The organism is Paenibacillus tyrphae (genome assembly GCF_027925525.1).
In the GTDB taxonomy this organism is placed as follows: Bacteria; Bacillota; Bacilli; order Paenibacillales; family NBRC-103111; genus Paenibacillus_G; species Paenibacillus_G tyrfis_B.
In genome coordinates this window covers 84,046-98,397 of sequence record NZ_BSDJ01000012.1, presented here as the reverse complement: position 1 = coordinate 98,397, position 14,352 = coordinate 84,046, and the positions used below count along the sequence as shown (strand labels likewise).

At 54.3% G+C, this 14,352-nt stretch carries 14 protein-coding genes and 1 other annotated feature (1 of these 15 only partly in view); of the genes, 13 read left to right on the top strand and 1 reads right to left on the bottom strand.

The features are described 5' to 3' along the window. Nucleotides 1-61: 61 nt before the first annotated feature. The 13 genes from ytfJ to QMG93_RS16495 all read left to right on the top strand — a co-directional run bounded on the left by ytfJ (nucleotide 62) and on the right by QMG93_RS16495 (nucleotide 12,577). A complete protein-coding gene (gene ytfJ / locus QMG93_RS16555) occupies nucleotides 62-556 on the top strand; it encodes a GerW family sporulation protein (protein WP_281938294.1) in 495 nt (164 codons plus the stop codon). Nucleotides 557-830: 274 nt separating this feature from the next. Continuing rightward, a complete protein-coding gene (locus tag QMG93_RS16550; RefSeq protein ID WP_281938292.1) occupies nucleotides 831-1,937 on the top strand; it encodes an HD-GYP domain-containing protein in 1,107 nt (368 codons plus the stop codon). 17 nt (nucleotides 1,938-1,954) lie between these two features. Next, on the top strand, nucleotides 1,955-2,632 hold the full coding sequence (locus tag QMG93_RS16545; RefSeq protein ID WP_281938290.1) for an SOS response-associated peptidase: 678 nt from the start codon (nucleotides 1,955-1,957) through the stop codon (nucleotides 2,630-2,632). A 186-nt stretch (nucleotides 2,633-2,818) separates the two neighbouring features. Further along, the gene (locus tag QMG93_RS16540) at nucleotides 2,819-3,991 is read left to right on the top strand and encodes a D-alanyl-D-alanine carboxypeptidase family protein (RefSeq protein ID WP_413789300.1); all 1,173 of its coding nucleotides are present in this window, start codon (nucleotides 2,819-2,821) and stop codon (nucleotides 3,989-3,991) included. An 18-nt stretch (nucleotides 3,992-4,009) separates the two neighbouring features. Continuing rightward, entirely contained in the window at nucleotides 4,010-4,609 is a 600-nt protein-coding gene (locus tag QMG93_RS16535; protein ID WP_281938288.1) for a nucleoside recognition domain-containing protein, read from the top strand. A 6-nt stretch (nucleotides 4,610-4,615) separates the two neighbouring features. After that, a complete protein-coding gene (locus tag QMG93_RS16530) occupies nucleotides 4,616-5,149 on the top strand; it encodes a spore maturation protein (RefSeq protein ID WP_054977572.1) in 534 nt (177 codons plus the stop codon). Nucleotides 5,150-5,287: 138 nt separating this feature from the next. Next, complete coding sequence (locus tag QMG93_RS16525) at nucleotides 5,288-5,629, top strand: N-acetylmuramoyl-L-alanine amidase (RefSeq protein WP_281938285.1); 342 nt, start codon at nucleotides 5,288-5,290, stop codon at nucleotides 5,627-5,629. Nucleotides 5,630-5,647: 18 nt separating this feature from the next. Next, nucleotides 5,648-6,409 carry a pseudouridine synthase gene (locus tag QMG93_RS16520; RefSeq protein ID WP_281938283.1) on the top strand — a complete coding sequence of 254 codons (762 nt, stop codon included), beginning with the start codon at nucleotides 5,648-5,650 and terminating at the stop codon, nucleotides 6,407-6,409. Between the two features lie 73 nt (nucleotides 6,410-6,482). Continuing rightward, nucleotides 6,483-7,022, top strand: coding sequence for a redoxin domain-containing protein (locus tag QMG93_RS16515; protein ID WP_281938281.1), 540 nt, complete (start codon nucleotides 6,483-6,485; stop codon nucleotides 7,020-7,022). 2 nt (nucleotides 7,023-7,024) lie between these two features. Further along, complete coding sequence (locus QMG93_RS16510) at nucleotides 7,025-8,704, top strand: cytochrome c biogenesis protein ResB (RefSeq protein WP_281938279.1); 1,680 nt, start codon at nucleotides 7,025-7,027, stop codon at nucleotides 8,702-8,704. Further along, entirely contained in the window at nucleotides 8,701-9,948 is a 1,248-nt protein-coding gene (gene ccsA, locus QMG93_RS16505; RefSeq protein WP_281938277.1) for a cytochrome c biogenesis protein CcsA, read from the top strand. Before QMG93_RS16510 ends, ccsA begins: the two co-directional genes overlap by 4 nt. A gap of 69 nt (nucleotides 9,949-10,017) precedes the next feature. Beyond that, the gene (locus tag QMG93_RS16500; RefSeq protein ID WP_025846431.1) at nucleotides 10,018-10,734 is read left to right on the top strand and encodes a response regulator transcription factor; all 717 of its coding nucleotides are present in this window, start codon (nucleotides 10,018-10,020) and stop codon (nucleotides 10,732-10,734) included. A gap of 1 nt (nucleotide 10,735) precedes the next feature. After that, nucleotides 10,736-12,577 (top strand): ATP-binding protein, encoded by a 1,842-nt coding sequence (locus QMG93_RS16495; RefSeq protein ID WP_281938274.1) that lies wholly within the window; start codon nucleotides 10,736-10,738, stop codon nucleotides 12,575-12,577. Nucleotides 12,578-12,685: 108 nt separating this feature from the next. Here the strand turns inward: QMG93_RS16495 and serA are convergent, their stop codons facing one another. Beyond that, complete coding sequence (gene serA, locus QMG93_RS16490; protein WP_281938273.1) at nucleotides 12,686-14,269, bottom strand: phosphoglycerate dehydrogenase; 1,584 nt, start codon at nucleotides 14,267-14,269, stop codon at nucleotides 12,686-12,688. Between the two features lie 73 nt (nucleotides 14,270-14,342). Continuing rightward, nucleotides 14,343-14,352 (bottom strand) — a binding site (T-box leader); it runs 232 nt beyond the window's last position.

The window sequence follows — 14,352 nt, the reverse complement described above, 5'->3', positions numbered from 1 at the left end:
GCTAAAAACGCAATCGAAAATTGTAGCGTTCAACCCTTTTCGAAAAGGAGGATCTTCATTCATGTCTGAGCATCCGATTCAAGGACTCATGAAAACGGCCATGGAAAACATCAAAGAAATGGTCGACGTCAATACGATTGTGGGCGACCCGGTCGAAACCCCGGATGGCAGCGTCATTATGCCGATCAGCAAAGTAGGCTTCGGGTTTGCGGCTGGCGGCAGCGAGTTTGTCACCGACGAATCCTCGGCTGCCGGCATCAGCCGCAACGATGCGCATAACGCCAATGTGGCCCTGCCGTTCGGCGGCGGCAGCGGTGGCGGCGTGTCCATTACGCCGATCGCTTTTCTGGTCGTAGGCAAGCATGGCGTTAAGGTCGTGCCGCTCGATAACCAAACCCACCTGCTGGAGCGCCTGATCGATTCGGCGCCGCATGTCGTCGACCGCATTCAAACGATGATCAAAAACGGCGTAAAATCGGGCGCGGGGGCGATGACGGAAGGAACCGGGGCAACTACCGTCACGAACAACATCGAGAATCAGAACTTTATTGTCTGATTTGTAGGCGTTTGGAAAGAGTTGCTTAGCTTTCCAGCAACACTTCCTTTTCACCCGACCCTTTTTTGGTCATAATAAACCTGTAGACAAAGACATAATTGATATGAAAAAGGTTAGATCGTATCATTCGGCGAGCTGCTCTCAGGAGCAGCTTTACATATTTTTTACTGTTCTTTGATTAATTAACATGAGACATATTGCTCTTTCCCTGTAGTTGCACTATAGTTATTTTGTAACCGTAGGACCGAAGACATGGGGAAAGAGGTATACGTTCATGCGGCTGTTGCCCACCAGATCGTGCGAACCGGGTATGCGCCTCGGGAAGTGCATTTATAACGAAGAAGGCGTCATTTTACTGAATGAAGGAGTGGAATTGACGGGAGGATTACTCGGGCGTTTGGAGAGGCTCGGCATCGATTATCTATATATCGCCGATAAGGCGACGGAGGACCTTAAGATTGAGGAACCGCTTGCAGATGAAACAAGAATCAGAGCGCTAACCGAAATCCGCACTCATTTCCGCAGCTTCATGGAAAACGAGAGCCGATCCAAATTTTCTAAAAACCACGTGCTCGGACGTTCGTTCGGCAATGTCATGAAGATGATTATCGACGACCTGAGCGAAAAGCAGGGTACTGCCATTATGCTGCTAAATATGAACGTTCTGAACAACTATTTGTATCAGCACTCGCTGAATGTTTGTATTTATACGACCATGCTCGGCATGGTTAGCGGGTACAACAAGGACGAGCTGATGGCGCTAGGACTGGGCGCGCTGCTGCATGACATCGGTAAGACCAAGATCAATCTGGACATTATTAAGAAGCCCGGACCGCTCACGGCGGAGGAATTCGAAGAGGTGAAGAAGCATACGGAGATCGGCTTCCGCTTGCTCAAGGACGAGCCGAATATGCCCCTGCTTTCCGCCCACTGCGCCTTTCAGCATCACGAACGGGAAAATGGCAGCGGATACCCGAGAGGGATCACGGGAAAAGACATTCACGAATACGCCAAGTGGATTGCCGTCGCAGACAGCTATGACGCGATGACGACGCACCGGCCGCACCGGCTCGCGATGCTTCCGCATCAGGCGATGGAAGTGCTGTTTGCGGGCGTCGGAACGCTGTACGATCAGCGTAAAGTTGCGATATTCCGGGATAACGTCGCCATCTATCCGCTCGGCTTGACCGTCACGCTAAGTACGGGAGAGCAGGGGGTTGTCGTTAATATTAACCCTGCGGTGCCGCAGCGTCCCGTCGTCCGGGTGCTGATCGATGCTTATGGCCAAGTGCTGAGTCAGCCTTACGAAATCGATTTGGCCGAGAAGCTGACGGTATTTATTAACCATGCGGATAATATATCTCAAGCGCACCAAGCTTGAAAGGGGGACGCTCCGGCATGTGCGGACGCTATACCGTTACCGTCAGTTTCGAAGAGCTGGTGCTGCATTTTATGCTGGACCGTCGTCCGGTGCCTTTTCAGCCGCGCTATAATGCGGCGCCGGGTCAATGGATTCCCGCGATTATCGGGGGTGCAGACGGCGGGGCAAACCGGCTTGGCGAGCTTCGCTGGGGCCTGGTCCCCTCCTGGGCACAGGATGACAAATCCGGCGCGCGCATGATGAACGCACGGGCCGAAACCGCCGCCGAGAAGCCAGCCTTCCGCGGCCTGCTGAAGCGGAAGCGCTGCCTTATTCCGGCCGGCGGCTTTTACGAATGGAAACGGATCGGCTCGCGGAAGCAACCGGTCCGTTTCATGCTGGCAGACGGAGGATTGTTCGGCATGGCTGCACTATATGACACTTGGCTGGCAGAGGACGGAACGAAGCTGCACACTTGCACAATCCTTACGACAGCCGCGAACGAACTGGTAGCCGAGGTCCACGAGCGGATGCCCGTCATTTTGCCGCGAGAGCAAGAAAGCTTGTGGCTGAACCGGACCGTGCAGGACGAAAGGGAACTGCTGCCTGTTTTGCAGCCGTATCCTGCCGAGCGGATGAGGTATTACGAGGTCGATCCGAAGGTCGGCCGCGTTTCCTATAATGAGCCCGATTGCATAGAGCCTTTAGCCTTGTAGTTTGTGGGGATGCCCGCAGACGCAAGGTTTTTTTTGTTTGGATTATTTTCCTATATGCTTCAAAGTGCGGCTTGTCATGGGCCGTTCATAACCTTGAGTGACAAGCATATACTTGTACAAAGACATGGAGTTGTCCGATCGAGACTAGTCGGCCTTTCCTGTAGGATGGCGTGTGGGAGGATAAAGATGAGAAAAGGATGTTTGCTTTTGCTCACTTTGCTGTTGGTTTATATGGGCGCGCTTCCGCCGGCGGGAGTCAGCGCCGCTCCGGGCGTATCGACCGGCGCGGCGGCTGCGGCATTGATCGACGTCGCTTCCGGTCGGCTGCTTTACAGCTCCAGGGGAGACACACCGATGCGCATCGCCAGCCTGACCAAAATCATGACGGCGATTGTCGCGATTGAGCATGGGCGTTTGACTGATCGGGCGAAAGTGAGCAAGAACGCTTTCGGCAAAGAAGGGTCGTCGATTTACCTGAAGCTGAACGAGGAAATGAATCTCAAAGATTTGCTGTACGGTTTGATGCTCCGTTCCGGGAATGATGCGGCGGTTACGATCGCCGAGCATGTGGGCGGCAGCAAGGAAGGCTTCGTCTTCTTGATGAACGAGAAGGCGAAGATCGTCGGGATGACGAATTCCAGCTTTAAAAATCCTTCCGGCCTGGACGAGCAAGGGCATTATTCGACTGCGAACGATATGGCCAAGCTGACCGCTTATGCGCTCAAAAACCCTGTGTTTCGGGAGATTGTGAAAACAAAGGTAAAGAAGGTGCCAAATCCGAACGAATCCTGGGATTACAGCTGGGTCAATAAAAATAAAATGCTATCGCTCTACGAGGGGGCGGATGGGGTAAAAACCGGCTATACGAAGCTGGCCAAGCGGTGCCTGGTCTCTTCGGCGACCCGCGGCGGGCAGCAGCTCGCTGTCGTGACTTTGAACGATCCCGATGATTGGATCGACCACTCTCGGCTGCTCGACTTCGGCTTCAAGCATTATCCCCTGCTTTCTTTGGTCCAGAAGGGGGAGGCGATTGACGGGACCGGGCTTGTCGCCGGGGCATCGTTTTCGTATCCGGCGGAACAGGCGGAACGCGGGAGACTGGCGCGTCAGCCGATTTTATACGATGCGGCTTCCGTCGAGAGTCGGCTCGGGGAAGCCGGTCGGCTGCAGTTTCTGCTGGACGGTAAGCCGGTCGGCTCGGTCCCTTTGGTTGCCAAGGATAGCCCCCGGCTGGAGCAGAAAGAACGGTCCGCCTATTCGTTCGCGGATACGGAAAAGCTTGGCGGCGGCAGTTCGCGCAAATGGCTCTACATCTTGACCGAGCTGACCCGGGTACTGTTTACCGGGCAAGCGGATTAAGCGGAAGGAGCGGCGGGCATGGTCAACTGGATATGGTTGTTTTTCATTGTTGCGGGGTTTGTCGTCGCTGCTTTTCAGGGCAGAATCGAATTGGTCACGGAGGCGGTATTTGACGGCGCCAAGAGCGGAGTGACGGTCTGTTTCGGGCTCATCAGCATTATGGTGTTCTGGCTCGGCATCATGCGGATCGCCGAGGACGCGGGCTTGCTGCAGAAGCTGGCGAAATTGCTCTCGCCAATCGTGCGCGCGCTCTTCCCCAGCGTGCCCAAAAATCATCCGGCGCTCGGATACATTATGTCGAACATGAGCGCCAACATCCTGGGACTGGGCAATGCCGCCACGCCGATGGGCATTAAAGCGATGCAGGAGCTGCAGCTCCTGAACAAGCATAAAGACATAGCGAGCCCCGCCATGTGCACGCTCCTTGCGCTCAATACGGCCAGTATCACCCTGATTCCGACAACGCTGATCGCCATTCGAATGAATTACAATTCGGCGAATCCGGCCGAAATTGTCGGTACGACGCTGCTGGCGACCTTTATCTCGACCTTGGCGGCCATCATGGTTGACCGGTGGTACCGCAAGCGATCAACGCCGCCCGGACAGGGGAAAGGATGAACCCGCGTGTATAACTTGGTCAATTGGATATCGGCATGGGCCATCCCTGTCGTGATCGTCTTCATTCCTCTTTATGCCGCTTATCGGAAAGTTCCCGTCTACGAATCGTTTGTGGAAGGGGCTAAAGAAGGCTTCGATACGACGATCCGGATTATACCGCATCTGGTCGGTATGATGGTGGCGATCAGCGTGTTCCGCGCATCCGGGGCGATGGATTTGATGATCGGCTGGCTGAAGCCGATTTGCGAGCGGCTTGGCATTCCGGGCGATATTATTCCGCTCGCTTTTTTACGCCCGATTACGGGCGCCGGCTCGCTTGCCTTTACGACAGACCTGATCTCCGAGTTCGGCCCCGATTCGATGATTGGACGGATCGCTTCCACGATTCAAGGAAGCACGGATACGACGCTGTACGTCATCACGGTTTATTTCGGCGCCATCGGCATCCGCAAGGCCGGCTACGCCCTCAAGGTCGGCCTTATTTCCGACGCCGTCGGATTTATCGCTTCGATTGCGATCTGCTCGTTGGTATTTGCCTGAACGCAGCAGGTGAATCGCAGGCCGCAAGCGAGCGGACCCGTCATCCGCCCGCTCCGGCTTATTCGCCGAGCCCCGCATCACCCCCCATCCTCTCCGCACATATACTGTGAGCAGTCCAGCCTTAACGAGGTGAACCGCATGCAGTATTACGGCATTGTCATCCACCATTCTGCCTGTTCCTCCATTAACGGAAAAGGGTATGATTATTTCATCGCCAAAAACGGCGACATCATCCCTTCTTCCGAGCAAACCGATCCGCTTTACATCCACCTGTGTCTCGAAGGGGACTTCTCCGGACCGCGCACCGTCCGCACTCCCGCAGAGAAAGAACAGCTGTTTTTGATGAATAAACTGATCCTCCGGCTGGCGGAAACGTACGGTTTTCAGCCCGACGACATTTTTCCGCATTCGATTACGTGCCCGGGCGGCGATTTTCCGTGGGCGCAACTTGTGATTTCACCCGAGGATAGGTATCATTAGTTTGAGGTGAATCCACAGATGGATAGATTGCAAAAAGTGTTGGCCGAAGCGGGTGTGGCCTCCCGCCGTAAGTGTGAAGAATTGATAACCGCAGGACGTGTGGAAGTCAATGACAAAGTAGTAACAACCCTGGGGGTGAAGGTTGACCCTTCCCAGGATTTTATTAAAGTCGACGGCAAGCCGATCCGCCGGCAATCCAAAGTGTATGTGATCTTTAATAAGCCGAAAGGCGTCATCACAAGCGCTCAAGATCCCGAAGGACGCAAAACGGTAACGGAGTTTTTCAAAAACATCAAGCAGCGCATATACCCGATCGGCAGGCTCGATTACGATACGGAAGGCTTGCTGCTGCTCACCAATGACGGCGAATTCGCCCATTTGCTGACGCACCCGAAGCATCACGTGCCGCGCACCTATTTGGCCACGGTCAAAGGTGTGCCTCATGGCAGCTTGCTGGACAAGCTGAAGAACGGGATTGAGCTGGAGGACGGGATGACCGCGCCCGCCGAGGTGGAATACCAGGACGTCCGTCCGGAAACCAATGAAGCTGTCGTGAAAATTACGATTTACGAAGGACGCAACCGGCAGGTGCGGCGGATGTTCGATGCGATTCATCATCCGGTCATTAAACTGAAACGGATTCAATTCGGGCCGCTTCAGCTATCCGGTATCCCACGGGGCAAGTTTCGCCATCTGACCCCGCAGGAGGTCAACGAGCTTCGCCAGGAAGCGCTTAAAGCGGGAGAAAGCAAGTCACATAAAGTTCAAAAAGGCGAATAATTACATGGACCATTTTCGATATAATGGAAATGTGATATTTGTCAGTCAACTCTCGTTTTAAAGGTGTGAGAATATGGGAAAGCATAGACGATGGGTCCAAATTTCCATTTTTGCCGTCATTATCGTTATCGGCGCGCTTACGCTCGCGAGCAATCTGTTCGGAAGCGACAAGAAACCGACGCAAGGCTCGGAGGCGCCGGATTTTAAGCTGCTCGGCCTGGACGGCACCACCCGCAAGCTATCCGATTACCGCGGCAAAGTCGTCGTCGTCAACTTCTGGGGAACGTTCTGCGAGCCCTGCCGCAACGAGATGCCGGCGCTCGAAAGACAGCGCGCCAAGTGGGCGGATAAAAATGTCGAGATTCTCGGCCTCAATCTGGACGAGCCCAGAGTCGCCGTCGAAAACTTCGTCAGCCAATATAAGGTTACGTTCCCGATTTTGCTCGACAAGAACGAAGAAACCCGCAAGCGTTACGGCGTTTCCCAGTATCCGACCACGTTCTTCGTCGGCCCGGAAGGGAAGGTCGACGTCATCCGGATCGGCGAAATGGATGAGGCATACATTGAGAAAACCATCACATCGCTATTAACGCAGAAGCAAGGGTGGAAGTAGGCATGATTCAAAACACGAAATGCGAATGCGGACACCAGAATCATGTCGGCACCCTGCTGTGCGAGTCCTGTGGCAAGCCGCTTTCGGACGAAGGCGGCAGCGAGCCGCTTGAGATGCGGTACGACGGGGTCGCCCGGCGATCCCAGCGTGCCAATCCCGGCGTGCTGGACCGGGTGTGGAATTTTTTCTCGTCTGTCAAAATCGCCGTTTATCTCATAGCGATTACCCTGCTGGGCTCGATTCTGGGGACCGTATATCCGCAGGAAAATACGTTTCTGAACATCGATCCTGCGGTGTATTATAAAGAAACGTACGGAACGATCGGATACATTTATTATTTGCTGGGGCTATCGCATACGTTCGAATCCTGGTGGTTCATTACACTGCTGTTCATGATCGGCACGTCGCTCGTCGTCTGCAGTCTGGACCGCGTGCTGCCTTTGTACCGGGCGCTAAGCAAGCAGCAGATCCGCAAACATTTAAGCTTTATCACGCGTCAAAAAGTAACTTTTACCGGACCGCTTCCATCCGCTGCCGAGGGCTCGGTACAGACACCGGAAGCTTGGACGGATCAGGCGGCGGAAGTACTCCGCAAGCAGCGCTACCGCGTACATATGGACGGCACGGCGCTGCTGGCGGAGAAAAACCGCTTCAGCCGCTGGGGACCTTATATCAATCATATCGGGTTGATTATTTTTCTGGGCGCCGTATTGATGCGCAGCATTCCGGGGTGGCATATGGATCAGCATATCGCTTTTCCGGAAGGTAAGCTTGTCAAAATTCCCGAGACTTCATATTATTTGAAGAACGAGAAGTTTACGTTGGAGTTTTACAAGCCGGAAGAGATGTCGGAGAGCTTCCGATCCAAAGGACAGGACGTCCCGAAGGTATTCGAAACGAAAGCGGTGCTCTACCAGTGCAAGGCGGACTGCGACGATCCGGCGAAGGAGCCGGTGCTTGAAGAAGTACACCGCCAGGATATTGTCGTGAACAAGCCGTTGGAGTACAAAGGGCTTCTCGCTTATCAATTCGATTTCAAGCCGTCTCCGACGCTCATATCTGTGAAACCGACGCTTAAAAACAAACAAACCGGCGAGACGTACGGAAGCTTCGAGCTGCCGATGAACAAGCCTGCGGAATCGTACAGCGCAGGTCCTTACCAATTGAAGCTGAAGGCGTATTTCCCCGAATTTGCTTTGGACGACAAAGGTGTGCCGCTGACCAAGTCCAATGAACCGAAAGCTCCGGCGTTCGTATTCGCCATTTTGGGACCGGGCTTGAAGCCGGAAGGGGAGCCTTATATGTACTTCCCGCGTCAGGTGGATAAAGTCAATTTCCGTCAAGACGAAATCAACGGAGCGCTTGGCGCCAAGCTGGAGCTGTCCGTTGGTTCGATGGCCGACGTAGCCATTTCGGAGTATGTCAGTTACTTGAATATCCGGGTCGACCGGGCCATGCCGTATATCTGGGTCGGCGCAGCCATTTCGATGATCGGCTTGATCATGGGCTTTTATTGGCACCATCGCCGGATCTGGCTTCGCATCGATAACGGACAGCTTGCGCTCGGCGCTCATACGAACAAGAACTGGTACGGTATCCGGAAGGAAGTGGCCCAGGTCTTGATAAAAACGGGAATCGACATCGATCCGAAGACGCTGGAAAGAAAGGTGATTGAAACGTGAGCAGCACGTTTTTGCTGATTGCTTTTATCGTGTACGCCCTGGCACTGCTCGGCTTCGTCATAGCCGTTACCGGGAAAAAATCGGTTCAGGAGGCGGACCCCGAAGGGTTCGCCAAGCGGTGGGGCTTCATCGGCTTCATTCTGACCGTGATCGGATTTTTGTGTCACGTGACGTTTTTCTTTACCCGCTGGGCGGAAGGCGGGCATATTCCGACGAGCAACATGTACGAGTTCATGACGTTCCTCGGGATGATGATCGTGTTCGCGTTTATCGTCGTCTACTTGATTTATCGTACGCCTGCACTCGGCGTATTCGCGATGCCCGTATCGATCATCATCATCGCATACGCTTCGGTGTTTCCGCGCGAAGTGCAGCCGCTTATTCCGGCGCTGCAAAGCTACTGGCTCAAAATCCACGTGACGACCGCGGCGCTCGGCGAAGCGTTCTTCGCCGTCGGGTTTGCCGCAGGCTTGATGTATCTGCTCCAGAACGTCAACTTCGGCGGAACGTCCAAAGCGGACCGCAGGGAGCAGCGCGGCGTCGAATTTACCATTTTCACCCTGCTCATGATTATCTCGTTTGTCGTTGCCATCTTCGGCTTTAATGCAGCAGGGTATAAAGCGACGTTCGTCAGCGACGTCAAGATGACCGATATCAATAATGTCGAGCAAGTCGTGAAGCAAAATGTCGAGTATGTACTGCCGCCGATCGTGAAACCGTATCAGAGCGAGCAGTTGGAAATGAAGCCCTTTCTCGGGATGACCGAGCCGCTGTTCGAAGCTCCGTCCTGGATGGAGGGGGCGAATGCCGGGCGGAAGTTCAATACGGTCATTTGGTCGGTCCTTCTGGGCACCTTGCTGTACGCGCTGGTTCGTCTTGTGATCCGCAAGCCGTTAGGCCGGGCGCTTCAGCCTGCGATGCGAGGGATTGACTCGGAGGATGTCGATGAGATCGGCTACCGGGCGATTGCCATCGGCTACCCGATCTTCACGCTCGGAGCACTCATCTTTGCAATGATTTGGGCGCATGAAGCATGGGGACGTTTCTGGGGTTGGGACCCGAAGGAAGTATGGGCGCTGATTGTCTGGTTGTTTTATGCGGTGTACCTGCATCTTCGTCTTTCCCGCGGCTGGCAGGGCAAAAAATCCGCCTGGCTGTCCGTGATCGGGTTTCTCGTCGTCATGTTTACGCTCATCGGCGTAAACCTGGTGATCGCCGGCTTGCATTCGTATTCCGGCACGTAAACCGGCACAGTGACAGCATGCCGTGTTTCAAATAACGGTCGTTAATCTCAATTGAAAAGAGGTTCAGCCATGAGCGAGACGAAGTTGAACATATTGGTTGTAGATGATGAGGAACGGATTCGGCGCCTGCTGCGGATGTATTTGGAGAAAGAAAATTACAGCATTGACGAAGCCGAGGACGGCGAATCGGCACTGCGCAAAGCGCTGGATCAGGATTACGACCTGATTCTGCTCGACGTGATGCTGCCGGGCATCGACGGCAACGAGGTGTGCGCCCGGCTGCGTCAGGTGAAATCGACGCCGGTCATTATGCTGACGGCCAAAGGCGAAGAAACGAACCGTGTCCAAGGCTTCGAATCGGGAGCGGACGACTATGTGGTGAAGCCATTCAGTCCTCGCGAGGTCATTTACCGCGTCAAGGCGATTTTGCGGAGATCTTCGGTCACCGCGTATTTATCCAAAGAAGTGAATTCGAGCAATAATATCGTATTCCCGAATCTGGTGATCGAGCACGACGCTCACCGCGTCACGGCCGGAGGACAGGAAGTGGCATTGACTCCGAAAGAATACGAGCTGCTTCATTATTTGGCGGTGTCGCCGGATAAGGTGTTTTCCCGGGAGGAGCTGCTCAAAGATGTATGGAACTACGAGTTTTTCGGTGATTTGCGCACGGTCGACACCCACGTGAAACGGCTGCGCGAGAAGCTGAATAAAGTGTCGCCGGACGCCGCTTCCATGATTACGACCGTTTGGGGCGTAGGCTACAAGCTCGAGGTCCCGAAATAACGTGTTTATTCTAAAAAGCGTTGTCGGTAAACTGTGGATTACGATTATCGGGCTGGTTGTTGTCGTTTTATTGACGCTCAGCCTTTTTTTGTTCCGATATATCGAAACGTCGTTCCCCAAGTCCAAGGATCAGGCGGAAACGCTCACGAGGCTGGCAGTCAAGGTAGCCAATGAAATCTCCCTGCATAAGGAAGAACGGCGGTATTTACAGGTTGTCAACGAGTTGCTCAGCGCCCAAGGGGCGAGCATCCTGATGGTGACTGCCAATTTCGAGCAGATCGATCCGCCGTTTGCGCAAACGCCAGATAAGACGTTCCGCTATACCGATTTCTTCACGAAGGCGGATTTGCAGAAAGCGTTCGCCGGGAAGTCGGTCGATAACCGCAATACGAGCTCGGGTACGCGCGCGCCTTTGAGCAATCAATACACGGCTGTAGCCGTGCCCTATATGAATGAAGGCCAGACGCAAACCGCCGGAGCGCTGATCCTGTATCAGCTCACGCAGTCTGCGGAGGAGACGCAGGCTTATGTCAAAAAGCTGTTCGTCGTCGTTGGCGTCGCCGGCTTCCTGATGACGACGTTCTTTGCCTTCTTCCTGCTGACCAAAATTACGCAGCCGCTGCTCCAGCTCAAGAAGGCGGCCGATCTGATCTCGAAGGGTGAATACAATACCCGTGTGCCGATCACGTCTTCCGACGAACTGGGCGAGCTGGGCAAAACGTTCAACCATATGGGAGAGAAGCTGTCGGATACGATCAAAGCGTTAAGTCACGAAAAGGAGCACTTGGCCAGCGTGCTGCGAAGCATGGGGGATGCGGTGATTACGTTCGACGCCGACGGGAAAGTCATTCTGACCAATCCTCCGGGAGATAAGGTTGTTCGGGATTGGAACGAGATTCATTGGACGGACGACTGGTCCGGCGAGGAAGAAAGACAGATGCAGAGGAAGCCGGAAACGGTTCCTGAGCCGCTTCAGCCGTTATTCCAAGGGGTTATCTCCGAGGCGAAAGAAATGACGGCGAAGCTGCATGTTCAGAGCGAGGTATGGTCCGTCGTGATGGCGCCGTTGTATTCGCATGAGATTGTGCGCGGGGTCGTCGCCGTTATGCGGGATGTCACGGAGGAATTCCGGCTCGACAAGCTGCGTAAAGATTTTGTCGCTAATGTATCGCACGAGCTGCGCACGCCGCTATCGATGCTGCAGGGCTACAGCGAGGCGTTGATCGACGATATCGCAGCTACGCCCGAGGAACGCAAGGATCTGGCGCAGGTCATTCACGACGAGTCGCTTCGCATGGGCAGGCTGGTGAAGGATTTGCTCGACCTCGCGAAGATGGAGACGGGCAATATGGAATTGAACTTCCGCGAGCTGGAAGTGAACACGTTCTTAAAGCGGGTACACCGCAAATTCGCCGGTTTGTCCAAAGAGCACGGCATTACGATGACCTGCATCCTGCCTGAGGAAGAGCTGGTATTGTGCCAGGCCGACGAAGACCGGATGGAGCAGGTGCTGACCAATCTGCTGGACAATGCGATCCGACATACGCCTTCACAATCGCTTATTCAGCTGAGCGCGGCGCAGACGCGCTACAAAGGGGAAGACGCGGTATTGATCGAGGTGGTCGACCAAGGCTATGGCATTCCGGCAGAAGACCTGCCGTACATCTTCGAGCGTTTCTACAAAGCGGATAAAGCCCGTACGCGCGGAGCTACCGGCGGAACGGGATTGGGACTGTCCATCGTAAAAAATATTATCGAAGCCCACGAGGGCACCGTACATGTCAAAAGCCAGCCGGGGCAGGGGACGACATTTTCCATCACACTTCCCTGCAAAGCGGTGTAAAACCAGACAAAAGCCTCCGATTCGTCATCGGAGGCTTCTTTCTTTTTGTAGAACGAACGTCTTTTTTCTTGTTGTTCGTGAAACAATCGTGGAACGTTCGATATTCGATTAGAGCGTCAGCTCGCGCGCATTGGTCAATTCCGGAAGCTGAATGAGACGGTCGAGCACTTCCTTCGGCGTTTCTTTATCGGTAGTCAGCACCATGATCGCGGAACCGCCGACCACTTTACGTCCGACCTGCATCGTCGCGATATTGACGCCGTTGTCGCCAAGCAGCGTTCCGACTTTACCGATGATGCCCGGCTTATCGTTATGCGAGATCAGAAGCAGATGACCGGACGGCGCGATATCGACAGGATATTGGTCGATTTGAACGATCCGCTCGCCATAGCCGGAAAGCAGGGTGCCGGCAAGCACGCGCTCTTCTTGCTTCGTTTTCAGCGTAACGGAAACGAGGTTCGTAAAGCTCTTCGCTGTGGACGATTTTTGAACGACGACATTGAGTCCGCGCGTTTTGGCCAGATGCATCGCATTGACGATATTCACGCCTTCCAATTGGTTGGCGAGGATGCCTTTGACGATGTAGCGGGTGAGCGGCGTCGTATCGACGTCGGTCAAATCGCCGGAATAGTTGACCACGATTTCGCTGACCGGTCCGTCGATCGTCTGACCGAGGAAGACGCCGAGCTTCTCGCCGAGATTGAAATAAGGCTGCAGAGCATTGAGCACGTTAGCCGGTACCGGCGGCATGTTGACGGCGTTCTTGAACGGCTGGTCGCGCAGAATGTGAAGCACTTCCTCGGATACGTCGATCGCGACGTTCTCCTGCGCTTCCACCGTCGATGCGCCGAGGTGCGGCGTGACGACAATTTTCGGATGGTTCAGGAACGGGTGATCGGCAGCCGGCGGTTCCTTCTCGAACACGTCGAACGCTGCTCCGGCGACGATACCGGCATCGATCGCTTCGACAAGCGCCATTTCGTCGATAATGCCGCCGCGTGCACAGTTGATGATGCGCGCGCCTTTTTTCATCAGCTCAAATTGCGGCTTGCTGATCATATGGCGGGTTTCGTTGGTCAGCGGCGTATGAACCGTAATGAAGTCCGCTGCGGCACAAATTTCGTTCACGGTACCGAGCTTCACGCCGAGCTTTTCCGCACGCTCTTCGGTCAGGAAAGGGTCATAGCCGAGCACTTCCATCCCGAACGCTTTCGCCCGTTTGGCGACTTCGCTGCCGATGCGACCCATGCCGAGCACGCCGAGCACCTTATTGCGCAGTTCCACGCCGACAAACGTTTTGCGGTCCCATTCGCTGCCGACCGTTTTCTTGTATGCTTGCGGAATCATACGAGCGACGGACATCATCATCGCAAAAGTCAGTTCGCAAGTGGCGATCGTATTGCCGTCCGGAGCATTGATTACGACGATTCCGCGCTTCGTCGCTGCTTCCAGATCGATATTGTCGACGCCGACACCGGCGCGTCCGACAACTTTCAATTTGCTGCCGGCGCCCATAATGCGTTCAGTTACCTTCGTGGCGCTGCGCACCAATAAAGCGTCATAGTCTGCAATAATCGCCATAAGCTCGTCTTCGGACAATCCGTTCTTCTTTTCCACCTCAACATCCGTTGCATCATACAACAGTTGAATCCCCATGTCGCTGATTCCATCCATCACTAGCACTTTGTACATTTTTCCCAGACCTCCATGAAGTTAATTACGAAAAAAACACAAAAAACTCCCCGCCCCGACACGACTAGCGTATACAAGGGACG